General features: G+C 70.9%; 24 protein-coding genes. 10 read left to right on the top strand and 14 right to left on the bottom strand.

From position 1 onward, the window contains the following. Positions 1–535 precede the first annotated feature (535 nt). The 4 genes from ACIBAE_RS07900 to ACIBAE_RS07885 are packed head-to-tail and all read right to left on the bottom strand — an operon-like array spanning position 536 to position 2,787. Complete coding sequence (locus ACIBAE_RS07900) at positions 536–1,237, bottom strand: alpha/beta fold hydrolase (RefSeq protein WP_399282982.1); 702 nt, start codon at positions 1,235–1,237, stop codon at positions 536–538. 53 nt (positions 1,238–1,290) lie between these two features. Continuing rightward, a complete protein-coding gene (locus tag ACIBAE_RS07895) occupies positions 1,291–1,728 on the bottom strand; it encodes a YchJ family protein (RefSeq protein ID WP_399282981.1) in 438 nt (145 codons plus the stop codon). 22 nt (positions 1,729–1,750) lie between these two features. After that, positions 1,751–1,969 carry a DUF397 domain-containing protein gene (locus tag ACIBAE_RS07890; protein WP_399282980.1) on the bottom strand — a complete coding sequence of 73 codons (219 nt, stop codon included), beginning with the start codon at positions 1,967–1,969 and terminating at the stop codon, positions 1,751–1,753. After that, the gene (locus ACIBAE_RS07885; RefSeq protein WP_399282979.1) at positions 1,966–2,787 is read right to left on the bottom strand and encodes a Scr1 family TA system antitoxin-like transcriptional regulator; all 822 of its coding nucleotides are present in this window, start codon (positions 2,785–2,787) and stop codon (positions 1,966–1,968) included. The genes ACIBAE_RS07890 and ACIBAE_RS07885 overlap by 4 nt, the downstream gene beginning before the upstream one ends. Before the next feature lie 295 nt (positions 2,788–3,082). Here ACIBAE_RS07885 and ACIBAE_RS07880 point away from each other — a divergent pair, with 295 nt between their 5' ends. Next, complete coding sequence (locus ACIBAE_RS07880) at positions 3,083–3,301, top strand: hypothetical protein (RefSeq protein WP_399282978.1); 219 nt, start codon at positions 3,083–3,085, stop codon at positions 3,299–3,301. Between the two features lie 289 nt (positions 3,302–3,590). Here ACIBAE_RS07880 and ACIBAE_RS07875 read toward each other — a convergent pair whose 3' ends face one another. Both ACIBAE_RS07875 and ACIBAE_RS07870 read right to left on the bottom strand, forming a co-directional pair. Next, entirely contained in the window at positions 3,591–4,430 is an 840-nt protein-coding gene (locus tag ACIBAE_RS07875) for an SMP-30/gluconolactonase/LRE family protein (RefSeq protein ID WP_399282977.1), read from the bottom strand. Further along, positions 4,427–5,197 carry an IclR family transcriptional regulator gene (locus ACIBAE_RS07870; protein ID WP_399282976.1) on the bottom strand — a complete coding sequence of 257 codons (771 nt, stop codon included), beginning with the start codon at positions 5,195–5,197 and terminating at the stop codon, positions 4,427–4,429. Before ACIBAE_RS07870 ends, ACIBAE_RS07875 begins: the two co-directional genes overlap by 4 nt. Positions 5,198–5,381: 184 nt before the next feature. Here ACIBAE_RS07870 and ACIBAE_RS07865 point away from each other — a divergent pair, with 184 nt between their 5' ends. The 7 genes from ACIBAE_RS07865 (at position 5,382) to ACIBAE_RS07835 (ending at position 14,047) form a co-directional block, all read left to right on the top strand. Beyond that, positions 5,382–6,581, top strand: coding sequence for a mandelate racemase/muconate lactonizing enzyme family protein (locus ACIBAE_RS07865; protein ID WP_399282975.1), 1,200 nt, complete (start codon positions 5,382–5,384; stop codon positions 6,579–6,581). Further along, complete coding sequence (locus ACIBAE_RS07860) at positions 6,578–7,591, top strand: zinc-binding dehydrogenase (RefSeq protein WP_399282974.1); 1,014 nt, start codon at positions 6,578–6,580, stop codon at positions 7,589–7,591. Before ACIBAE_RS07865 ends, ACIBAE_RS07860 begins: the two co-directional genes overlap by 4 nt. A gap of 134 nt (positions 7,592–7,725) precedes the next feature. Then, positions 7,726–8,715 (top strand): hypothetical protein, encoded by a 990-nt coding sequence (locus ACIBAE_RS07855; protein WP_399282973.1) that lies wholly within the window; start codon positions 7,726–7,728, stop codon positions 8,713–8,715. Between the two features lie 8 nt (positions 8,716–8,723). Beyond that, complete coding sequence (gene chvE, locus ACIBAE_RS07850; protein WP_399282972.1) at positions 8,724–9,833, top strand: multiple monosaccharide ABC transporter substrate-binding protein; 1,110 nt, start codon at positions 8,724–8,726, stop codon at positions 9,831–9,833. Further along, a complete protein-coding gene (gene mmsA / locus ACIBAE_RS07845; protein WP_399282971.1) occupies positions 9,830–11,371 on the top strand; it encodes a multiple monosaccharide ABC transporter ATP-binding protein in 1,542 nt (513 codons plus the stop codon). Before chvE ends, mmsA begins: the two co-directional genes overlap by 4 nt. Before the next feature lie 5 nt (positions 11,372–11,376). Beyond that, positions 11,377–12,657 (top strand): multiple monosaccharide ABC transporter permease, encoded by a 1,281-nt coding sequence (gene mmsB / locus ACIBAE_RS07840; RefSeq protein WP_399282970.1) that lies wholly within the window; start codon positions 11,377–11,379, stop codon positions 12,655–12,657. Positions 12,658–12,694: 37 nt separating this feature from the next. Further along, on the top strand, positions 12,695–14,047 hold the full coding sequence (locus ACIBAE_RS07835; RefSeq protein ID WP_399282969.1) for a 6-phospho-beta-glucosidase: 1,353 nt from the start codon (positions 12,695–12,697) through the stop codon (positions 14,045–14,047). Positions 14,048–14,247: 200 nt separating this feature from the next. Here ACIBAE_RS07835 and ACIBAE_RS07830 read toward each other — a convergent pair whose 3' ends face one another. Then, entirely contained in the window at positions 14,248–14,484 is a 237-nt protein-coding gene (locus ACIBAE_RS07830) for a DUF397 domain-containing protein (protein WP_399282968.1), read from the bottom strand. Next, positions 14,485–15,348, bottom strand: coding sequence for a helix-turn-helix domain-containing protein (locus tag ACIBAE_RS07825; RefSeq protein WP_399282967.1), 864 nt, complete (start codon positions 15,346–15,348; stop codon positions 14,485–14,487). A gap of 206 nt (positions 15,349–15,554) precedes the next feature. On the opposite strand from ACIBAE_RS07825, the gene ACIBAE_RS07820 reads away from it, so the two are divergent. Beyond that, complete coding sequence (locus ACIBAE_RS07820; protein WP_399282966.1) at positions 15,555–16,016, top strand: ATP-binding protein; 462 nt, start codon at positions 15,555–15,557, stop codon at positions 16,014–16,016. Further along, positions 16,010–16,429 (top strand): hypothetical protein, encoded by a 420-nt coding sequence (locus ACIBAE_RS07815; RefSeq protein ID WP_399282965.1) that lies wholly within the window; start codon positions 16,010–16,012, stop codon positions 16,427–16,429. The genes ACIBAE_RS07820 and ACIBAE_RS07815 overlap by 7 nt, the downstream gene beginning before the upstream one ends. Before the next feature lie 125 nt (positions 16,430–16,554). On the opposite strand, the gene ACIBAE_RS07810 is transcribed toward ACIBAE_RS07815, so the two are convergent. The 6 genes from ACIBAE_RS07810 to ACIBAE_RS07785 all read right to left on the bottom strand — a co-directional run bounded on the left by ACIBAE_RS07810 (position 16,555) and on the right by ACIBAE_RS07785 (position 21,926). After that, a complete protein-coding gene (locus ACIBAE_RS07810) occupies positions 16,555–17,529 on the bottom strand; it encodes a sugar kinase (protein ID WP_399282964.1) in 975 nt (324 codons plus the stop codon). Next, positions 17,526–18,413 carry an SMP-30/gluconolactonase/LRE family protein gene (locus ACIBAE_RS07805; RefSeq protein ID WP_399283065.1) on the bottom strand — a complete coding sequence of 296 codons (888 nt, stop codon included), beginning with the start codon at positions 18,411–18,413 and terminating at the stop codon, positions 17,526–17,528. The genes ACIBAE_RS07810 and ACIBAE_RS07805 overlap by 4 nt, the downstream gene beginning before the upstream one ends. Positions 18,414–18,481: 68 nt before the next feature. After that, on the bottom strand, positions 18,482–19,129 hold the full coding sequence (locus tag ACIBAE_RS07800; protein ID WP_399282963.1) for a bifunctional 4-hydroxy-2-oxoglutarate aldolase/2-dehydro-3-deoxy-phosphogluconate aldolase: 648 nt from the start codon (positions 19,127–19,129) through the stop codon (positions 18,482–18,484). Positions 19,130–19,156: 27 nt separating this feature from the next. Next, on the bottom strand, positions 19,157–20,041 hold the full coding sequence (locus tag ACIBAE_RS07795) for a hypothetical protein (RefSeq protein ID WP_399282962.1): 885 nt from the start codon (positions 20,039–20,041) through the stop codon (positions 19,157–19,159). A gap of 5 nt (positions 20,042–20,046) precedes the next feature. Further along, on the bottom strand, positions 20,047–21,192 hold the full coding sequence (dgoD, locus tag ACIBAE_RS07790) for a galactonate dehydratase (RefSeq protein ID WP_399282961.1): 1,146 nt from the start codon (positions 21,190–21,192) through the stop codon (positions 20,047–20,049). Then, positions 21,189–21,926, bottom strand: a complete 738-nt coding sequence (locus tag ACIBAE_RS07785; protein ID WP_399282960.1) for a FadR/GntR family transcriptional regulator — start codon at positions 21,924–21,926, stop codon at positions 21,189–21,191. The genes dgoD and ACIBAE_RS07785 overlap by 4 nt, the downstream gene beginning before the upstream one ends. Positions 21,927–21,976 lie beyond the last annotated feature (50 nt).

Raw genomic sequence — 21,976 nt, 5'->3', positions numbered from 1 at the left:
CGGCATCACGGACCCAGCGTCCCTCCTGTGATTCCTCGATGGCGGCAGACCACCACGCCCATGCACTGTCCAGCCGGGCTGTGAACGTATCCGTGCCGACAGGTTTCCATGAGCGCCGCCGTCGGCCTCCAGAGCGAGGCGGATCACTCTGAGGGCCAACTGCTCATAGAGACAGACTCTTGCTGGCTGCGGGGTGTGGGACAACGCCCCGCCGGCGCGGGGATCACAGTTCGGCGGTGGCACGCTCGCGCGCCTCAAAGGAACCAACCCCGCGGGCGCGGGGATCACGCACGGCGCTACAAGCCGATGCTCGCCGACACGGGACCAACCCCGCAGGCGCAGGGATCACAGGAGCTGACCTGGGAGTTTATCTGGGCAGGCGCCTGTTTTTACTTACTTCTTCAGATTCCGACATAGCGATCGGACAGGGCCCCACCCGACTCCAACGCGGCCCACCGCAGATCTTCGCGCGAGCTTGCACAGGGTTCAATCCCAGCGAGTTCATCAGGGGAAGCCCAGTACCACGACCCGCTGGTCAGGACCGTGCGGCTGCCCGGTGCAGGATCCCTGCCAGTTCGCGCGGTTGGGAGAACATCGGCCAGTGGCCGGTGTCCATCTCGACCAGCCGCCAGTGCTCGCTGGTCAGCAACTCCGTTACGTCGTCGTTCGGTTCGGGACCGTCGAGCAGGCATTTGATGTACGTCGCCGGAAGCTCGCCGAGCGGACGCGACAGGGCGGCCGGCTCGGTCAGTGTGGCGCCCGGGTGTGGCGTCGAGCCGCCCACGATCCGTGCGACCTGTTCATCGCCGAGCCCCTGCCCCTCGTAGTCGTCGGGGGTCAGCGGCGGCCAGAAGCCGCCGTTGTCGGCGATCAGAGCCTCCAGGGCCGCCCGGCCCTGCCACCAGCCGGAGGCGAACGAGCCGCCGTCGACGGGAACTTCGGAGTCGACGAAGACCACGCGGGCCAGCCGGTCGCCGATCCGTTCGGCCGCCTGACCGACCGGGATGCCCGCGTAGCTGTGCCCGACCAGGACGACGTCCCGGAGATCGTGCCGTTCCACCTCGTCGACGATGTCCCGGACGTGGGTCTGCTGCCCCGCCGGTACGCCCTGCTTGTCACCGAGGCCGGTCAACGTGATCGGGTGGGCACCGTGTCCGGCCGCTCGCAGCTCGGGCACCACCTCGTCCCACGCCCACGATCCCAGCCACGCGCCCGCCACCAGTACGTATGTCGCCATGGCCGCAACCTAGCGCAGAGATCCGGCCGACGCGGGACGCCCGGGCCCGGTGCTCATTCCTCCAGGAAGGTGCCGTCCACGTACACCCAGGCACCTTCGTGGCGGGAGAAGCGGCTCCGCTCGTGCAGCGACCCCGGCCGCCCCTGGTCGGTGAAGCGGGCGCGGAAGGTGACCGTGCCGGTCGTGTGGAACGCGCTGCCATCGGTGGTTTCCAGGATCTCCAGCCCCGCCCACCGCATCGCCGGATCGAATTCCACGCTCGGCGGCCGGGTCGCGGGGGCCCAGCTCCGGAGGAGATACGGCTCGTCGCGGACGACGAAGGCGCTGTAGCGCGAACGCATCAGCAGTTCGGCGGTGGGCGCCGTCCCGGCTCCCCCATGGAACCGCCCGCAACACGCCCCGTACGTGGCCGGCAGACCACAGGGGCAGGGCGAGGCGGCCGTGACGGCGGACGGAGCGGGGCGGGAGGAACGGGCGGGGCGTCGGGACATGCCCCTATTCTGCGGCCTGCCGTCAGGCGTCCGTCCGATCCGCTCGCTGGGCGGCGAAGGCCACGAAGCCCGTCCACGCACCGGGGACGATCATGAGCACCGGCCCGGCGGGGTTCTTGGAGTCACGGACGGGCACGACATCAGGCAGGCCGGACGCGACCTCAACGCAGTTACCGCCGTTGTCGCTGCTGTAGCTGGACTTTTGCCACGCCGTACCGGGCAGGCTGCTCACGCTGATCATGGTCTGAGTTCCTTCAAAGCGTTGGCGATCATGTCGATCGACCGGTCGGGCGAAAGGGCAGCGGCCGTGAGCAGATCATAGGCGCGTGCGGCCTCCCTCACTTCTTCGGGCTCAGCGAGGATCTGCCCTTGCAGGAATCCGTCGACGTACACGACGTCCGGCCCCTCATCCAGGGTGAGGGCGGAGAACGGCCCACCCACTCCCGCGTGCCCACCTGCGTCGAACGGGACGATCTGCAGAACCGTGTTGTACGCCTCAGCGGCCGTCAGCAGGTGCTCAAGTTGACCACGCATCGTGTCAACGCTTCCCATCCGGCGGTGGAGCACGTTCTCATCCAGCACTATCCACAGTTCCGGTGGAGTGTCCCGCTTGAGAATGTGTTGTCGTTGAAGCCGCGCAGTGACGTGTTCCTCGACGATGTCGGGATGAGGCCGTCTTACGGCAAGTACCGCCCGCGCGTAGTCTTCCGTCTGCAACAGGCCAGGCACTACCTGCACTTCGAACGACCTGATCTCTGCCGCCGCTTCCTCAAGCTCTACGTACGGACGGAACCACTTGGGGTACGCGTACTTGATCACCAAGGGCCAGAGTCGCGTGAAGTGCTGGTCCATATCGAAGATTCTGTCCGCGAGCGCCGACAGTTCCTTCGTCGGCAGCCGCTTCGCCGCCTCGATCTTGTTGAGCAGCGAGGGCGCCATCAACGCCTCTTTGGCGAGGGCTCGCTGGGACATACCCGCCTTTTCCCGGAGCCTCCGTAAATCCGTCGCGTAGAACGCCAGTACGGAGTCCGCCGGGTCCAGCTCGTCTGCATACGCCACGTGGGCAGCCCCTCTCTTGAAAGCCCCCAAAGTCAACGCCGACCCCCTGTTGAGCGTACTCGCGCCCGCCGATGCTTGAACACAGAAAGCGAGTAAGCGATTACGGAAGGCACGCTCTCATGTGTAAGAAAACCCCGCAGGGGCCGGAACCGGTCGGCAAGCCGGCCGCGCCGGACGCTTCTCTCGCCGCCGAGGAACTTCCTCACCTGACACCTGAGTGGGTTCCTCGCCATTTCGCCCGGCCGACCAGGGAGTTGACGGCGCGCGTGGCGCTCGGGCTGAGGCGGCTGGCGGGATGACACGTAGCGAGTCGCGAAGGATTCTGTCCCTGCTGGAGACGGCGTTCGGCGCGGACGGGGTCCTCCTCGTCAGGAAGTCCGATCCCGGAGCGGAGGGCGCGGACCTCGTCCCCGGCTCCGCGCTGCGCTGGCCCCCGTGCGAGTGCGGGTCGCCCAAGTGCCCCGACTACGTGGCCCCGTCCGGCCCGGAAGCGGAGGGAGCCGCAGAACGATGACCAACCACCCTCTGCGACTTGGCCGTTGACGTGGTCGGCGCCTGGGTCCAGCGCATGTCTTACGTCTTGCGTCATAGGTGAGACGCGATCCGCTGGACGAGCGCTCACGACCTTGGCGCCGCCCCGGCTCGGCTACGCCCGCGCGACGAACGCATCCGTGCCGAACTTGGACGACGCCTCACCATGCTCTTCGGCCCGGACGCGCTCCAGCACCTGATCGAGCAGATGTCCCACCACCTGGCGGACGCGGCCGAGGCCCGCTGAGCCGCGTCCCGGTGCCCCGGCCGGATCAGCCGCCGAAGGCGGTGGACGGCAGGCCCTGCCCAGCGCCGGGGAGGACCAGCAGCGAACCGGAGAGCGGGTGCGGGCGGTCCAGGCCGGTGCGGGCCGTGGTGACATAGAGGTCCCGCAGGCCCGGACCGCCGAAGGCGCAGGCGGTGGGGCGCTGTACGGGCAGCTCGACGGTCCGGTCCAGCACACCGGTTGGCGTGTAGCGGCGTAGCGCCCCGCCGTCCCAGAGCGCGACCCAGAGGCAGCCGTCCGCGTCGACGGTGAGCCCGTCCGGAAGGCCCGCTCCGGGCTCGATGGTGGCCAGTGTCCGCCGGTCCACGACGCGTTCGCCGTCGACGCGGAAGCGGTCGACGCGCCGGGTGGGGCTGTCGATGTAGTACATCGTCCGCCCGTCGGGACTCCAGCCGGTGCCGTTGCCGACGGCCACGGTCAGTGCCCGGGTGGCCGTGCCGTCCGGGGCCACCCTGATCAGGGTGCCGCCCTCGGGCGCTTCGTCGTAGCGCATGCTGCCCGCCCAGAGCGCGCCGTCGGGGGCGACGGCCGCGTCGTTGCCCCGGCGGCCGGGCACCGGGTCGTGGTGCAGCCAGGAGAACGCCCCGTCGGGACCGTACCGGCCGATGCCGTCCCGGAGGTTGACCACCAGGCCGCCGTCCGCGCACGGCTTGGCCGCGCCGACGTGCTGCTCGGTGGCCAGCACCGTACGGTGTCCGCCGGCCGGGTCGTAGGTGTGGACGCGGGAGGCGAGTATGTCGACCCAGATCAGCCGCTGAGCCGCACCGTCCCAGGTGGGGCCCTCGCCGAGGCGGGCGTGCGCGCGGGTGGCGACCTCGGCCCTCATCGCCGCGCCCGGTGGCCGAGGCGTACGGAGATCTCGGTCGCGCCCCGGACGGCCAGCCCGGCCAGCTCGGCCTCGCGTTCGTCGCTCCAGCGGATCATCGGTACGGAGATGGACAGGGCCGCGACGACCTGTCCGGTGCTGTCCCGTACCGGTGCGGCCACGCAGCTCACGTCGGGGTTGGACTCGCGGCGCTCGACGGCCACACCGCGCTCCCTGATCTGTGCCAGCTGGGCGCCGAGGACGTCGGGGTCGGTCACGCTGTCGGGTGTCATCGCGATGAATTCATGACCGGCCATGCGGAGTTCGAGTTCCGTCTCGGGGAGCGAGGCGAGCAGCATCTTGCCGACCGAGGTGCAGTGGGCGGGCAGCCTGCGCCCGGTGGCGGAGACCATCCGGACGGCGTGGGTGGAGTCGACCTTGGCGATGTAGATGACGTCGGTGTCTTCGAGGATCGCGACGTGCACGGTCTCGTCGCAGGTCTCGGCGATCTCGCGGGCGACCTGCCGGCCCTCGGCGGCGAGGTCGAGCTGTTCGGCGTAGCGGCTGCCCAACTGGTAGGTGCGGACGCCGAGTCGGTAGCGGCCCGGCCGACCGGGGACGGGTGCGACGTACGAGCGGGCCGCGAGGGTGGTGAGCAGTTCGTGCGCGGTGGTGCGCGGCAGTTCCAGCCGGCGGATGACGTCGGGGGCGGAGAGCGTGCCGTCACCGTCCAGGAACAGTTCGAGTATGTCCAGGGCCCGCGTGACCGCGGGAACCAGCCGTCCCATGGCCGATCACCCACCCTTTCGTTCGGTACTTCGGCTGTCGTTCGATACTTCGGCCAGTGGCCGGAATGACGAACAGGCTAACGGCTGTGCAACCCATTGACACCCCCCGTGCCGCCTGAATAACGTCACGCCAGCATTTCGAACGTGTGACGAGATTTCGAACACACTCAAGGGGCCAACTGCCTTGCGCATCACGGGAATCACCACCCATGTCGTCGGTACGCCCTGGCGTAACCTCACCTACGTCCTCGTCCACACCGACGAGGGTCTGACCGGCGTCGGCGAGACCCGGATGCTCGGCAGGACCGACGCGCTGCTCGGGTATCTGCGCGAGGCGGAGGCCAACCACATCGCGGGGACGGACCCGTTCGCGGTCGAGGACCTCGTCCGCCGGATGAAGTACGGCGACTTCGGCCGGGCCGGAGAGATCGTGATGTCGGGGATCGCCGTCGTCGAGATGGCCTGCTGGGACATCAAGGGCAAGGCCCTCGGCGTGCCGGTCTGGCAGCTGCTCGGCGGCAAGGTCACCGACCGCGTCAAGGCGTACGCCAACGGCTGGTACACCACCGAGCGCACCCCGGAGGCCTACCACAAGGCGGCCCAGGCGGTCGTCGAGCGCGGCTACCGGGCCCTGAAGATCGACCCGTTCGGAACCGGCCACTTCGAGCTGGACCGGGCGGCGTCCAACGACGCTGTCGCGCTGATCGAGGCGGTACGCGACGCGATCGGGCCCGAGACCGAACTGATGCTGGAGATGCACGGGCGGTTCAGCCCGGCGACGGCGATCCGGATGGCACGGGAGCTGGCACCGTACGCCCCGGCCTGGCTGGAGGAGCCCGTACCGCCGGAGAATCTGAAGGCGCTGCGCAAGGTCGCCGACAAGGTCGACCTGCCGATCGCGACGGGCGAACGCATCCATGACCGGATCGAATTCCGCGAACTCTTCGAGTCCCAGGCCGTCGACATCATCCAGCCCGACGTCGGACACATCGGCGGCATCCTGGAGGCACGGAAGCTGGCCGCCACCGCCGAGACGCACTACACACTCATCGCGCCGCACAACGTCGGCGGCTCCGTGCTGACCGCCGCCAGCCTGCAACTCGCCGCCTGCACACCGAACTTCAAGATCCTTGAACACTTCAACGACTTCGCGGACGCGGAGATCAAGAAGGTGGTCACGGGCGCCCCGCGGGTCGACCCCGCGACGGGCTGCTTCGAGATCTCGCACGCACCGGGGCTCGGCGTGGAGTTCGACATCGACGCGGCGGCCGAATTCCCACAGCAGCAGGCGCGGTTCGACCTGTGGGCCGAGGGCTGGGAGAAGCGCGACCCGAAGCGCGCCGGGACGGGCGCAGCACGCGATGACGCGGAGGCGGCGAGATGAGCAGCCGGTCCGTGGTCGTCGACCGGCCGGGCGTCCACCGGCTGGTGAACGGCCCCGAGCCGGTGCCCGGACGCGGCGAGGTACGCGTCCGGGTGGCGGCGGCCGGTATCTGCATGAGCGACCGCGAGGTGTACGACGGCCACCGCGACGCCTCCTTCGTCCGCTACCCGGTGACACCGGGACACGAGTGGTCCGGGACCGTGGACGCGGTGGGCGAGGGCGTCGGGGCCGACCTGATCGGCCGCAGGACCGTGGCCGAGGGGTTCCGCTTCTGCGGGGTCTGCGCGCGCTGCCGGGACGGCGAGACCTCGCTGTGCACCGCCGGATACGCCGAGACCGGCTTCACCGTCCCCGGTGGCTTCGCCGACCATGTGGTCGTCCCCGCGCGGCTGCTGCACCTCCTCGCCGACACGGCCGATCTGCGGGCCGCGGCCCTGCTGGAGCCGGCCGCGGTGGTGGCCGCCGCCGTACGGTCCTGCCCCCCGGAACCGGGTGAGCGGGTCGCGGTCGTGGGCGCGGGGACGCTGGGGCTGCTCGCCGTACAGCTGCTCGCCGCCTCCTCCCCGGGCGAACTGGCGGTCATCGACCCGCGCACCGAACGGGCGTGTCTGGCGGGGGTGCTGGGCGCGAGCACGATCCACACGCCCGAGCAGGCGGAGAAGCTGCACGGCCGCTACGACCTCGTCATCGAGACGGCCGGGGCGCCGACGACAGCCGCCTCGTCGTGTCTGCTGGCGCGGCGCGGCGGCCGGGTCGTGATCACCGGCATGTTCGCGCCCGGCGCGACCGGCATCGACCCGGTGCACCTGTCACTGAACCAGCTGACCGTGCGGAGCGTCTTCGGGGCCCCCTCGGCCGCCTGGTCCTTCGCCGTCGGCGCGTTCACGGCCGGGACGCTCGATCCGGGGCCGCTGATCACGCACGAATTCCCGCTGGAGCGGTACGGGGAGGCGGTGGCGCTCGTCGGCGGGGGCGACCCCGGCACCGGGAAGGTGCTGCTGCGCCCCTGAGCGGGCCGTGCGCCACGCGCACCCGACCCGGGCCACCGCACCGCACCGCAGCACGGGCGCCACGCGACACCGCACCGCAGCACCGGCCCGACGCACACGACCGATCCACCGCCCCGAACCGAAGGACTCCGTCCGTGACCGACGCATCAGCCCCCGGCCCGCGCCGTCCCGGCGAGCGGGCGCTCGCCGCGCTCGGCCTGGCCGCGCCACCGGACAACCCGGCGGACACCTCTCCCCACGCCTTTCCCGACGGCGGTCGCTGGCGCACCGAGATCCCCTCCGTCGAAGGCCCCGAGTCACTGGCCGAGGTCCTCAAGGAGTCCCTGCGCCTCGACGTGCCGGTCCACCGGGTCAGCCAGGGCAGTGGCGTGTGGATGCTCTCGGACGCCGACATCACCGAGATGGTCGACGCCTGCGCCGCCCGCGACATCGAACTGTGCCTGTTCACCGGGCCGCGCGGCACCTGGGACACCGGCGGCTCGACCCGTACCGCCTCCGGCGGCGCGGGGCTGCGCGCCCGGGGCCATGACGCCGTGGCCGGCTGCGTCGAGGACGCCCTGCGCGCGACGGAACTCGGCGTGCGGTGTCTGCTCGTCGCCGACGAAGGCGTCCTGTGGTCGCTGCACCAGCTGCGCGCCCGGGGTGCGCTGCCCGCCGACACCACGTTCAAGGTCTCGGCGCTGATCGGTCCGGTCAACCCGGCTTCGTACGCGGTGTTCGAGCGCCTGGGCGCCGACTCCGTCAACGTCCCCTCGGACCTGACACTCGCCCACCTCACCGAGATCCGCCGGGTCAGCCGCGCCCCCATGGACCTCTACATCGAGGCGCCCGACGACCTCGGCGGCTACGTCCGGATGTACGAGACGGCGGAGCTGATCCGGCGTGGCGCACCGCTCTACCTCAAATTCGGCCTGTCCAGGTCCCCGGGCATCTACCCGTACGGCGCCCAGCTCCGCGAGACCGCTCTCAGCAGCGCCCGCGAACGGGTCAGGCGGGGCAGGCTCGTCCTCGATCTGCTCGACCGGCACGGCGCCGGCGGCGGCATGTCGCCGCTCGGCTCCCGGCTGCCCGGTCCCCTCGACCGTTTCACCCCCACCCTTCCGCTCCCCCACGACAAGGACTGATCGCCATCATGCGTACGCGCCGAGCCGCACTGACCGTCACCGCCGTATCCCTCATCCTCTCGCTGGCCGCCTGCGGGCAGAGCGGCGACGGCGGCAGCAAGGAGGAGAAGAAGAAGAGCAGCGAAGGCGCCACCATCGGGATCGCGATGCCCACCAAGTCGTCGGAGCGCTGGATCGCCGACGGCAACAACATGGTCGCCCAGTTCCAGAAGCTCGGTTACAAGACCAACCTCCAGTACGGCGAGGACGACGTCGCCCAGCAGGTGTCCCAGATCGAGAACATGATCACCAAGGGTGTCGACGTCCTGGTGATCGCGGCCATCGACGGCCGGGCGCTCAGCGACGTCCTCCAGCAGGCCGCCGACAAGAACATCAAGGTGATCTCGTACGACCGGCTGATCCTCGGCACCAAGAACGTCGACTACTACGCGTCCTTCGACAACGAGAAGGTCGGCGTGCTCCAGGCGAACTACCTGCTCGACAAGCTCGGCCTGAAGGACGGCAGCAAGAAGGGCCCGTTCAACCTGGAGGTCTTCGGCGGCTCCCCGGACGACAACAACACCGGCTACTTCTTCAACGGCGCGTGGAAGACCCTCAAGCCGTACATCCAGAAGAAGCAGCTCGTCGTCCGCAGCGGCCAGACCTACCTGAGCCAGGTCACCACCCTGCGCTGGGACGGCGGCACGGCCCAGAAGCGCATGGACGACCTGCTGACCAAGGCGTACGGCTCGCAGAAGGTGGACGCGGTCCTCTCGCCGTACGACGGCATCTCCATCGGCATTCTGTCGGCGCTCAAGTCGGACGGTTACGGCACGTCCGCCAAGCCGTACCCGCTGGTCACCGGGCAGGACGCCGAGGTGGCCTCGGTGAAGTCGATCATCGCGGGGCAGCAGACGCAGACCGTCTACAAGGACACCCGGGCGCTGGCCAAGCAGGCCGTGCAGATGGCGGACGCCGTCCTGAACGGCAAGAAGCCCGAGGTCAACGACGAGAAGACCTACGACAACGAGGTCAAGGTCGTCCCGGCCTTCCTGCTCGACCCGGTCAGCGTCGACAAGTCCAACTACCAGTCGGTGCTCGTGGACTCCGGTTACATCAAGGCGAGTGACCTGAAGTGACCTCTCCTGTCCTGGAGATGCGCTCCATCGTGAAGACCTTCCCGGGGGTCAGAGCGCTCTCCGACGTCAGCCTCACCGTGGAGCGGGGTGAGGTGCATGCCATCTGCGGGGAGAACGGCGCGGGCAAATCCACCCTGATGAAGGTGCTCAGCGGGGTTCATCCGCACGGGAGTTACGAGGGAGAGATCCTCTTCGAGGGCGCTCCCTGCGCCTTCAAGGACATCGGGGCCAGCGAGTCACAGGGCATCGTGATCATCCATCAGGAGCTGGCCCTCATCCCCTACCTGTCCATCGCGGAGAACATCTTCCTCGGCAACGAGCACGCCTCGCGCGGCATCATCAGCTGGAACGAGACGCTCCGGCATGCCGCCGCGCTGCTCAAGCGGGTGGGGCTGAAGGAACATCCGCAGACCCGGGTCGCCGACATCGGCGTCGGCAAGCAACAGCTCGTGGAGATCGCGAAGGCGCTCGCCAAGAAGGTGAAGCTGCTGATCCTGGACGAGCCGACGGCCGCGCTCAACGACGGCGACAGCGCTCAACTCCTGCTGCTCATCAAGGAGCTCAAGGCACAGGGCATCACCTCGATCATCATCTCGCACAAGCTGAACGAGATCTCCGAGGTGGCCGACTCCGTCACCATCCTGCGGGACGGCCGGACCATCGAGACCCTCGATGTCCGGGCGGAGTCGACCACCGAGGACCGGATCATCCGGGGCATGGTCGGCCGCGATCTCGACCACCGCTTCCCCGACCGCACCCCGTACGAGGGCGAGCCGGGGGCGCGGCCCGCGCTCGAAGTGCGCGACTGGACCGTGCACCACCCCATCGACCAGCAGCGCAAGGTCGTCGACGGGGTCTCGGTGGAGGTCCGCCGGGGCGAGATCGTCGGGATCGCGGGGCTGATGGGCGCGGGCCGCACGGAGCTGGCGATGAGCGTCTTCGGGCGCTCGTACGGGCGCAACATCAGCGGCACGGTGCTGAAGGACGGCCGGGAGATCCGTACCCGCACGGTGCCGGAGGCCGTTGCCCACGGCATCGCGTACGTCACCGAGGACCGCAAGCAGTACGGGCTCAACCTCATCGACACCATCGCCAGGAACATCACGCTGGGCGCCCTGTCCAAGGTCGCCCGGCGCGGGGTGGTCGACGAGCACGAGGAGACCCGGGTCGCCGAGTCGTACCGCGCGAGCATGAACATCAAGGCGCCGACCGTCTTCGAGCAGGTCGGCCGGCTCTCCGGCGGCAACCAGCAGAAGGTCGTGCTCAGCAAGTGGATCTTCGCGGGGCCCGATGTGCTGATCCTCGACGAGCCCACGCGCGGGATCGATGTCGGCGCCAAGTACGAGATCTACACCGTCATCGACCAACTGGCGGCCCAGGGCAAAGCGGTCGTCTTCATCTCCTCCGAACTCCCCGAGTTACTCGGCATGTGCGACCGCATCTACACGATGGCGGCCGGCCGGCTCACCGGTGAGATCCCGCGCGCGGCAGCGACCCAGGAGGTCCTGATGCGCCACATGACCAAGAACACGAGGTAGTCGACATGGGTCCGGTCACCACCGACACACCGAAGGGCGACGCTCCGAAGGGCGACGGGGCGAAGGGAGGCACGGCGCGGAAGGGCCCGTCCTCGCCCTCGTCGGGGCGCACCACCACCGGGGCGCTGCTGCTGGAGGCCGCGCGCCGCAACATGCGGCAGTACGGGATGCTGATCGCGCTCGGCCTGATCGTCGTGCTGTTCCAGATATGGACCGACGGCGTGCTCCTCATGCCGAACAACGTCACCAATCTGGTGCTGCAGAACAGCTACATCCTGGTGCTCGCCATCGGCATGATGATCGTCATCATCGCGGGCCACATCGACCTGTCGGTCGGCTCGCTGGCGGCGTTCGTCTCCGCCGCGTGCGCGGTGATGATGGTCGAACACAAGATGCCCTGGGTCCTGGCCCTGGTGATCGGCCTGATCATCGGCGCGATCGCCGGTGCCTGGCAGGGCTTCTGGATCGCGTACGTCGGCATCCCGTCGTTCATCGTCACACTCGCCGGCATGCTGCTCTTCCGTGGCGCCACGCAGATCTTCCTGGGCTCGCGCTCGCTCGGCCCGTTCCCGGAGGGCTTCCAGAAGATCTCGACGGGGTACCTCCCCGAGGTCGGCCCGGTCACCAACTATCACAATCTGACCCTGCTGCTGGGGCTCGCGCTCCTGGCCTTCGCGCTGTTCCAGGAGTTCAGGGACCGGCGCCGGCAGCAGGCGTACGACCTGGAGGTGCTCCCCCGGAATCTGTTCCTGGTCAAGTGCGTGGCGCTGGCGGCGGCGGTCGTCGCCTTCACGATGACGCTGGCCAGCTACCGGGGCGTCCCGGTCGTCCTGCTGCTGCTCGCGGCGCTGCTCATCGGCTTCGGTTTCGTCATGCGCAACGCCGTCGTCGGCCGCCACGTGTACGCCCTCGGCGGCAACCAGGCCGCCGCCAAACTGTCCGGCGTCAAGGACCGCCGGGTCACCTTCCTGGTCTTCGTCAACATGGGCGTACTCGCCGCGCTGGCCGGGATCGTGTACGCGGCCCGGCTCAACGCGGGTGTGCCGCAGGCCGGGGTCAACTTCGAGCTGGAGGCCATCGCGGCCTCGTTCATCGGCGGCGCGTCGATGAGCGGAGGCGTCGGCACGGTGTTCGGCGCGATCATCGGCGGGCTCGTCCTGGGCGTGCTGAACAACGGCATGTCCCTGGTGGGCATCGGCACGGACTACCAGCAGGTCATCAAGGGCCTGGTGCTGCTGGCGGCGGTGGGCTTCGACGTCTGGAACAAGCGCAGGGTGGGAGCCTGACAGCCAGGCAGGCCCGTCACCCCCCAAAATAACCCTCATGAGGCTGACTATTCTGGGTGGTGGCGGTTTCCGCGTGCCGCTGGTGTACCGGGCGCTGCTGCGGGACCGGGGGGCGGGCCGGGTCACCCGGGTCGCTCTCCACGATGTGGACGCCGGCCGGCTCGCCGCCGTGGCGCGGGTCCTGGCCGACCAGGCCTCCGGTGTGGCCGACGCGCCGGAGGTCACGGTGAGCACCGATCTGGACGAGGCGCTGCGCGGCGCGGACTTCGTGTTCTCCGCGATCCGGGTGGGCGGGCTCGACGGGCGCGCTGCCGACGAGCGGGTGGCGCTGGCGGAGGGCGTGCTCGGGCAGGAGACGGTCGGGGCGGGCGGGATCGCGTACGGACTGCGGACGGTCCCGGTCGCCGTCGACATCGCGCGCCGGGTGGCCAGGCTGGCCCCCGGCGCGTGGGTCATCAACTTCACGAACCCGGCGGGTCTGGTCACGGAGGCCATGTCGCGGGTCCTGGGCGACCGGGTCATCGGGATCTGCGACTCGCCGGTCGGTCTGGGCCGCCGGGTCGCGCGGGTGCTGGGGGTGGATCCGGACGAGGCGTGGTTCGACTACGTGGGGCTCAATCACCTGGGCTGGCTGCGGGGGCTGCGGGTCGGCGGGCGCGACGTGCTGCCCCGGCTGCTGGCGGATCCGGCGGCGCTGGGTTCGTTCGAGGAGGGCAGGCTGTTCGGCCCCGAGTGGCTCGATTCGCTCGGCGCGATCCCCAACGAGTATCTGCACTACTACTACTTCAACCGGGAGACCGTCCGCGCCTATACGGACGCCGAGCAGACGCGCGGGGCGTTTCTCCGCGACCAGCAGGCGGGTTTCTACGGTGAGTTGGGCCGCGCGGACGGCGCTCCCGGCTCGGCGCTCGACGCCTGGCACCGTACGCTCGCCGAGCGCGAGGCCACGTACATGGCGGCGAACCGCGACGCGGCCGGGGTGGGTGAGCGGGACGACGAGGATCTGGAGTCGGGCGGGTACGAGAAGATCGCCCTGGCCCTGATGCGGGCCATCTCCCGCGACGAGCGAGCCACGCTGATCCTGAACGTACGCAACCGCTCCACGCTGTCCGTGCTGGATCCGGAGGCGGTCATCGAGGTGCCGTGCTTCGTGGACGCGAACGGCGCGCATCCGGTGGCGGTGGATCCGCTGCCGTATCACGCGGTGGGTCTGGTGACCTCGGTCAAGGCGGTCGAGCGCGAGGTGCTGGCGGCGGCGGAGAGCGGGTCACGGGCGAACGCGGTGAAGGCGTTCGCGCTGCATCCGCTGGTGGACTCGGTGCCGGTGGCGCGGCGGCTGCTCGACGGCTACACGCGGGCGCATCCGGGGCTGGCGTACCTGAAGGGCTGACGCCGGAATACGCGCGGCGCCGCAGCACACCTGAAAGCGCTGCGACGCCGCGCGGTTCTACCGGGTGACGGATAGTGGTTCGCGAGGTCCTGCGAACGGGGTCCACGGACGAGCCGCGGCGGATCTGCGATGGATCTGCGATGGATCTGCGGTGCATCGGTGGGTCGGTGCGTCGGTGGAACAGGAACGGCTGGTGGGGATCAGGTGAGGAGGAAGTCCGCCTGACCCGACTTGGCGCCCTGGATGAACGCGGCGATCTCGCCGGTGGTGTAGATCAGGGCGGGGCCGTCGGGGTCGGCGGACTGGCGCACCGCGACCCTGCCGTCGGCCAGCTTCATGGCCTCGATGCAGTTGCCGCCGTTACCGCCACTCCACGGCTTGTGCCAGCCTTCGGCGCCGAGGTCGGCGGCGGGCATGCCGTTGTATATGCGATCCATTCACAGCTCCTTGCGGACATCCTGGAGGATCTCCTTCGTGCGTTGTGCAGTCGCGGCCTGGGCCGCCATCCGGTCCATGACCTCCAGGTGAGTGGCCACCTCCGGGCGCGCGTCGAGATAGACGGCGCCGGTCAGGTACTCGCTGTAGACCATGTCCGGCAGTTCCGGTACGGCGAAGCGGAAGATCACGAACGGCCCGTAGGTCCCGGGGTGGTGTCCGGACGAGAATTCCGCGATCTGGAGCGTCACATGGGGCAGGGACGAGCTGTCGAGCAGCCTGTCGATCTGCTCCCGCATGACGTCCGGGGTGTCGCCCACCGGGCGGCGCAGCACTGTCTCATCCATGATCACCCAGAATTTGGGCGCGTCGGCCCGGGTGAGCAGTGCCTGGCGCTCCATGCGGAGTGCCACATGCCGTTCGATGTCTTCCGACTGGGACTGTCCCACGGCCCCGGCGTTCATGACCGCGCGGGCGTATCCCTCGGTCTGGAGCAGGCCGGGAACGAAGTGCGGTTCGTACGACCGGAGCAGGGCGGCCGCGCCCTCCAGGCTCACGTACATGCTGAACCAGTCGGGCAGGATGTCGTGGAACCGCTGCCACCAGCCGGGCTTGTTGGCCTCTTCGGTGAGTTCGACGAATGCGTCGGCCTCGTCCTCGGGGATCCCGTACGCCCTGAGCAGCACCTGGACATAGGGGATCTTGAGGGCGACCTCGGCCGTCTCCATGCGACGTATCGTGGCCGGGGCCACGCGCAGGAGCTTGGCGGCCTCTTCGCGTTTCAGGCCGGAGCGCTCGCGCAGATCCTGCAGGCGTCTGCCGAGTACGACCTGGCCCACGGTCGGGGCGGACCGCGGTTCACTCACTTTGGGACCTCCCCACGCACGTTTGGCAGCAGTCTGCCATGCCTTCCGGACGAAGAACACGGCACTCTGGATTTTTCAGAGTGGCACTTGCCAAGTGTCCTCGGCGGGAGGACAGTGGGCGTGTGAACCAGTTCACGCGGCTGTGCGCTCTGCCATGGGAGATGTCTGGTGCACCGTCGCCGCTCCCCCACCGTTAGGAATCGGTCGTGGCACCTGGTAACGCGCTCACCCCACAGCTCACCGCCCCGTGCCTTGCTCACGCTGTCCGCCGCTACGGCTTCGAATTGCCGGCCCGTGCCGAATCCGTCGGCCGTGCCAGAACGCTCGCGGGCGACCGGCTCGCTCGCTGGGGCATATCGGAGAGCACCCGCGAGACCGTGATCCTGATCGTCTCCGAACTCTTCACGAACGCGATCGTGCACGCCGCGGGCGATCACGTCATCTGCGAGATCAAGGAAGGCATGGGATACCTGCGGGTCTCCGTGGAGGACCAGGGATACGGTCCGACCGGGCCTCGGATGCACCGCGCCTCCGAGGACGAGGGCGGCCGGGGCCTGTTCCTCGTCGACTCGATGGCGCAGGGCTGGGGAGTCCACGACACCGCGGGCTACGGCCCCGGGCGGGTCGTCTGGGCCGAACTGCCGCACGGAGTGGAGTCGCCGTGCTGAAGACCGCGCTGCACCGCATCGGCCTCGGCGGACCGCCCGGCCAGGTGGAACTCCCGCTCCCGCCGACCCTGCCGGCCTCGCTGGGCTGCGACGCGGTGGGCGTCCCGGCCCGGCACGGCTTCCGGCTCATCGCACGGCTGCCCCGTACGGGCTGTGTCTTCGCCGACGCCGACTACTGGTGGTGGATCGTCCCCGCGGGCTCCGACCTCGACCTGAGCTGGCCGTCACCGGCCCGCTACGTGGCGGGGACGAGCGTGCCCGCGACGCGGCCCCGGCTGATCCACTGGCCGGACGACGCCACGCCGTACACCCCGCCGATCCCGTTCTACCTGATGGTCTGCCAGCTGGCCGGCAAGGCTCCGGCCTGGGCCCCGCAGCCCACGGGGACGGTACCGGCGCGGCAGCGGGGCTGAGAAGAGCCGGGGACCTGGGCCCCGGGCGTCTTCCGGTCCGCCGGGCGCCGGGGATCTTCTCGCCGCCGGGCGCCGGGGATCTCTTCGTCCGCCGGGCGGACGGGCGTCAGGCGCCAGGGCGGGCGTCAGGGCGTCGCCCCGGACCAGCCGCCTTCGGTCGCCGTCAGCAGCTCCGTCAGCCGGGCCGGTGACGGGAGGGGACCGTGGTCCGCTGTGACCCGCAGGGCCGAGGCCGCCGTCAGGTGACCCAGGCGCAGGGCGCGTACGGGGTCGCCGCCGTGGCGCAGGCTCGCCAGGTAGCCCGCGGCGAAGGCGTCTCCCGCGCCGACCGGCTCGACGACGTGGACGCGCAGCGCGGGGACGGTGTACGCCGTCGGGCCGAGGAAGGCCGTGGAGGCGCGGGATCCGTCCTTGACCACCAACACGGCCGGGCCCGGGAGCAGTTCACGGACCGAGCCCGCGTCCTTGACGGTGTCGCCCCACAGGGCCTGGGCCTCGTCGAGGCCGACGAAGACGATGTCCGCGCGGTCGGCCAGTGACCACAGGGTCTCGGCGGCCGGTTCGTGCCGCCAGAGAGCCGGGCGGTAGTTGACGTCGAAGCTGACCGGGTAGGGGCGCCCGGGAGCCAGCGTCTCCTCGACGAGGGCGCGGCAGGACGGTGACAGGGCCGCCGTGATACCGGTGAGATGGACAAGTCCCGCGTCCCGCAGGGCGTCGGTGCGCAGCAGCTCCGGGCCGAGAGCGGCGGCGGCCGAGCCGCTCCGGTAGTAATGGACCCGCGTGCCGTCCGGGCCCGGGTTCTTGATCAGCAGGCCTGTCGGGCGCGTGGGGTCGGTCCGTACGGCGGTGACGTCGACACCGAGGGCCGCGACCCCGTCCCGTACACGCCGGCCGAAGGGGTCGTCGCCGACCGCCGAGACCCAGCGCGCGGGCACCCCGTGGTCGGCCAGATACATCGCGACGTTCGACTCGGCGCCCGCGATGTCCACGCGGAGCAGACCGGCGGTTTCGAGCGGGGCGACCGGGTCGGGGGCGAGGGCGGCCATGGTCTCGCCGATACAGACCACGGGACCGGGGCCCAGGGGCCTCGGGGCGCTCACGACCCGTGCTCCGGGCGGTAGGACGCGGTCGGCGGGCCCGGTACGTCGACCCGTACGGCGAAGACCGCGCCGTCCAGCGGGCCCGGCCGGGTCAGGCCGATCCGGGCGCTGGTGACGTACAGCGTGCGGCCGTCGCCGCCGCCGAGGCAGACCCCGGCGGGCTGGGTGGCGGGCAGCGGCACCACCTGGTCGAGTGTGCCGTCCGCCCGGTAGTGGTGGACGACTCCCTCACCCCAGATGGCGGTCCACAGACCGCCTTCCGTGTCCACGGTCATCCCGTCGGGGCTGCCGGAGGGCGGCGCCGCGAACACCGAGGGGGCACCCAGCTCTCCCGTCGCCGGTTCCACCGGATAGCGGCGGATGAGCGCGCGGGCGCTGTCCGCGAGGAACAGTGCCGTGCCGTCGGCGGAGAAGGCCGGGCCGTTCGGCACGGTGATGCCGTCCAGTACCCGGGTCACCGTGCCGTCGCGGTCCACCCGGTAGAGGGATCCGGCGCCGTCGGCCGCGTCGTACGTCATGCTGCCCGCCCAGAACCGGCCGAACGGGTCGGCGGTCCCGTCGTTCATCCGGGTCGCCGTGGACGCGGCGTCCTCCGGGCGGGCCAGCCACTCGGCCGTGCCGTCGGCGGCGAGCAGGCAGATACCGGTGCCCGCGGCGGCGATCCAGTCGCCGGGGCGGCCCGCGACCGGGGCCACCGCGCCCAGCGGTACGGGCAGTTCGGTGAGGACGTCCAGCGGACCGTCCGTACGGTCGTCGCCCGGCGGGGCGGAGAGCAGCCGGCCGGTCAGGATGTCGGTGAGGACGATCCGGCCGTCGACCCAGCGGATGCCCTCGCCGAGTTCGAGCCGGTCGGACCAGCGGGCGACGGGCACGGCGGCGGACACAGCGGTCGGCACAGCGGTCGGCACAGCGGTCGGTACAGCGGCGGACGGGCGTCCGGGTGCGGTGTCGTTCATCGCGTCTTCTCCCTGCTCTCGATGTCACCGACGACCGCGAGGAACTCCGCTGCCCGGGTGCGCAGTCCAGCCTGGCTTCCGCCGTCAGCCGCGTCCCCGACCAGCGGTGAACCGACCCCCACCGCGAGGGCGCCGGACGCCAGATACTCCCGCGCGGCCGCCGCGTCCACTCCCCCGACGGGCACGAGCGGCAGGTCGGGAAAGGGCCCCCGCAGCGCCCGCAGATAGCCGGGGCCACCGGCCTGGGCGGCCGGGAAGATCTTGAACGCCTCGGCTCCCAGCCCGCGTGCGGCCAGGATGTCCGTCGGCGTCATCACCCCGGCGAGCACCGGAAGCCCCAGCTCCCGGGCCGCCGTGATGCCGTCACTCACCGCCGGGGTGACGATGAAGTCCGCCCCGGCCCGGTGTGCGGCGCGCGCGTCGCCGGCGCCGAGGACGGTGCCCGCGCCGAGCGGCACGCCGGGGCCGAGGGCGGCCCTGGCCCGGGTGATGACGTCGAGCGCGTCCCGGCCGCTGAGGGACACCTCGACCAGCCGGACGCCCTCCTCGATCAGGGTCAGTACGGTCCTCAGCGCCGCGTCGGGGTCGTCGCCGCGCACGATGGCGACAAGTCGGTGGGCGCGCAGGGCGGCCGGCAGATCCACGGGAGGGGTTCCTTTCCTGTACGACATTCAGAGTGGGCGCGTCGCCGAGACGGTGAGCCGCCAGCGGACCTCGCCGGACGCCGGGACACGGGCCGTGTCCCCGTCACCGGCCGCCGCCAGGTCGAAGACCCGTCCGAGCATCGGTTCGACGCCGATGGAGCGGTACGGCGCGTTCTCGGGAAAGCCGCCGAGATTGCGCCACAGGGCGACGGAGACGGGCTGGCCTTCGGCCTCGACCGCCAGCCGCAGCACCTCGGGACCGTCCACCACGTGGACCTCGGCGGCGTCGACCACCGCCCCCAGGGCCGTACCGTCGTCCGGGCCGAGCCGGTCGAGCCGCACCCCGTCCGCCTCCGGCCAGGCGCCCGGGATCCAGCGCGCGCCGCCGTCCGGGTAGAGCCGGACCGCCGCGCCCTCGGCCATCCTGGCGCGTGCCCGCCCGGAGACCTCCAGCAGCGCGTGCGCCGCCCACAGGAAGCGGTAGCCGGGCGCGGCGGTGAGCCGGTAGTCGACGACGGTCCGGTGCGGGCTGTCCGTGTCGCGGCTGTCCGTGTGGGGGAGATCCGTGTCGGGGCTGTCCGTACGGATACGGCGCGTGAGACGGAAGTCCGGGCAGTCGACGGACTCCTCGTCGCCGTCGCGGCGCCAGGCCCTGGACCAGGCGTCGCCGTGGTCGGGGGTCCCGCGCACGGTGGGGACGCACTCCTCCAGGCCGCCCGCGTCGGCGAAGGCGTCGCCCGGCCGGACGCCGGCGCGGCGCGGCTCGTCGCGGTGCCACAGCCACTCCCGGCCGCCCGCGACCAGTGAGGTCCAGCGCCCGCCGTGCGCGAGGTCGGTGACAACGCGCGCGGGGTCGGTGACGACACGCGCGGGGTCGGTGACGACACGCGGGACAGGGCCGGGGCTCATCATCCCGCTCACCATTCCGCGAACGAGCCGTCCGCGTGCCGCCACACCGGGTTGCGCCACGCGTGCCCGGTGCGGTCGGCCGCCCGTACCGCCGCCTCGTCGACGGTGATACCGAGGCCCGGCAGCTCGGTCCTGCGCGCCTTTCCGTCGGTGAACCGGAACGGCTCGGTGTCGACGAGGTACGAGAGCAGGTCGGCGTCCCTGTTGTAGTGGATGCCTCTGCTCTGCTCCTGGATCAGGAAATTCGGCGTGCAGTAAGCCAGTTGGAGGCTGGCGGCCAGTGCGATCGGCCCGAGCGGGCAGTGCGGGGCGAGCTGCGCCCCGTACGTCTCGGCGAGCGAGGCGATCCGGTGGACCTCCGAGATGCCGCCCGCGTGCGAGAGGTCCGGCTGGGCGACGGCGATGCCGGCCGCCAGGGCGGGCAGGAACTCGGCCCGCCCGTAGAGCCGTTCGCCCGTCGCGATGGGCACGGGGCTCGCGGCGACCAGTCCGGCCAGCAGATGCCCCTGCTCCGGCAGGAGCGGCTCCTCCGCGAACAGCGGATGCAGCGGCGCGATCTCGGTGAGGACCCGGCGGGCGCTGGCCGGGCTGAACCGGCCGTGGAAGTCGACGGCCACATCCCGGTGCGGCCCGAGGGCCTCGCGCGCGGCGGCCACCCGCTCCACGACCGCCGCCGTCTCGGCGGGGGTGGTGATCGGGGACGTACGGCCCGCCGCGTTCATCTTGACCGCGGTGAAACCGGCCTCGACCTGCTCGGTGATCTCCTCGGCCAGCCGGCCCGGCTCGTCGCCGCCGACCCACGCGTAGACCCGGACCTCGTCCCGTACCGGCCCGCCGAGCAGGGCGTGCACCGGCGCTCCGTACGTCTTGCCCGCGATGTCCCACAGCGCCTGGTCGATACCGGCGACGGCGCTGGACAGGACGGGACCGCCCCGGTAGAAACCGCCCTTGCTGAGCACCTGCCAGTGGTCCTGGATCCGCAGCGGGTCCTGGCCGACGAGATACTCGGCGAGGACGCCGACGGCCGCGCGGACGACCTCGGCCCGCCCCTCGACGACCGGCTCGCCCCAGCCCACCACGCCCTCATCGGTCTCGACGCGGCAGAAGAGCCAGCGGGGCGGAACGAGGAACGTTTCGACGGATACGATCTTCACTTCGCCTGGACGCCTTTCGGGTGGGGGGTGCCATGGACCTTGTCGAGGTCGCGTACCGCCTGGTCGAGCAGGACGCGCATGGCGTGTTCCGCCGCGTCCTGGTCCTTGGCCCGTACGGCGTCGAGGACGGCCCGGTGGCTGGGCACCGGGTCCTCACCGTGCGGGGAGCTGTGCACGATCCGGTCGCGGTGGGCGAGCCCGGACTCGATGACCATCTCCATGCGTTCCAGCAGCTCGTTGTGGGTGGCGGCGAGGAGCGCGCGGTGGAAGGCGAGGTCGGCCTCGACCGCGTGGGCGGCGCCGCCGTCCCCCTCCCCCATCGCCGTCAGCGCCGCCTCCAGCGCGTCGAGATCGGCGTCGGTGCGGCGCTCGGCGGCCAGCCGGACGGCGGCCGGCTCGACGATGCCGCGCACCTCCCCGAGGTTGCGCAGCAGTCCGAGATCGGCGCCCGCGCTCGTGCCGCCGGCGAACTGCCAGCGCAGGACGTCCGCGTCCAGCAGATTCCAGTCCGCGCGGGGCCGGACGAACGTGCCGCGCTTCTGCCGCGCGTCGACCATCCCCTTGGCCGCGAGCACCTTCAGCGATTCGCGCAGAGCGGTCAGACTGACGTCCAACTCGCTCTGCAACGCCACGAGATCGAGTGTCGCCCCCTCGGGAATCTCCCCGCTGAGCACCCGGCGCGCGAGAGTCTCCACGGTCTGGCCGTGCACTCCGCGGCGCGCGTATGGCGTCATGTCGGTCTGCCTTTCTGCTGGTCGGTCCGGGTACGGCGATGGGGTGGCGT

This window comes from Streptomyces sp. NPDC051569, assembly GCF_044454085.1.
Taxonomy (GTDB): Bacteria; Actinomycetota; Actinomycetes; order Streptomycetales; family Streptomycetaceae; genus Streptomyces.
Note: the sequence above shows the minus strand (reverse complement) of the source record. Positions and strands in the feature narration are given on the sequence as shown.

What these genes read in the sequence shown, in the direction of transcription:
- ACIBAE_RS07900 (WP_399282982.1), bottom strand. Translation starts at nt 1,237, where the DNA reads ATGGCGACATACGTACTGGTGGCGGGCGCGTGGCTGGGATCGTGGGCG.
- ACIBAE_RS07895 (WP_399282981.1), bottom strand. Translation starts at nt 1,728, where the DNA reads ATGTCCCGACGCCCCGCCCGTTCCTCCCGCCCCGCTCCGTCCGCCGTC.
- ACIBAE_RS07890 (WP_399282980.1), bottom strand. Translation starts at nt 1,969, where the DNA reads ATGATCAGCGTGAGCAGCCTGCCCGGTACGGCGTGGCAAAAGTCCAGC.
- ACIBAE_RS07880 (WP_399282978.1), top strand. Translation starts at nt 3,083, where the DNA reads ATGACACGTAGCGAGTCGCGAAGGATTCTGTCCCTGCTGGAGACGGCG.
- ACIBAE_RS07875 (WP_399282977.1), bottom strand. Translation starts at nt 4,430, where the DNA reads ATGAGGGCCGAGGTCGCCACCCGCGCGCACGCCCGCCTCGGCGAGGGC.
- ACIBAE_RS07870 (WP_399282976.1), bottom strand. Translation starts at nt 5,197, where the DNA reads ATGGGACGGCTGGTTCCCGCGGTCACGCGGGCCCTGGACATACTCGAA.
- ACIBAE_RS07860 (WP_399282974.1), top strand. Translation starts at nt 6,578, where the DNA reads ATGAGCAGCCGGTCCGTGGTCGTCGACCGGCCGGGCGTCCACCGGCTG.
- chvE (WP_399282972.1), top strand. Translation starts at nt 8,724, where the DNA reads ATGCGTACGCGCCGAGCCGCACTGACCGTCACCGCCGTATCCCTCATC.
- mmsB (WP_399282970.1), top strand. Translation starts at nt 11,377, where the DNA reads ATGGGTCCGGTCACCACCGACACACCGAAGGGCGACGCTCCGAAGGGC.
- ACIBAE_RS07835 (WP_399282969.1), top strand. Translation starts at nt 12,695, where the DNA reads ATGAGGCTGACTATTCTGGGTGGTGGCGGTTTCCGCGTGCCGCTGGTG.
- ACIBAE_RS07830 (WP_399282968.1), bottom strand. Translation starts at nt 14,484, where the DNA reads ATGGATCGCATATACAACGGCATGCCCGCCGCCGACCTCGGCGCCGAA.
- ACIBAE_RS07795 (WP_399282962.1), bottom strand. Translation starts at nt 20,041, where the DNA reads ATGATGAGCCCCGGCCCTGTCCCGCGTGTCGTCACCGACCCCGCGCGT.
- ACIBAE_RS07785 (WP_399282960.1), bottom strand. Translation starts at nt 21,926, where the DNA reads ATGACGCCATACGCGCGCCGCGGAGTGCACGGCCAGACCGTGGAGACT.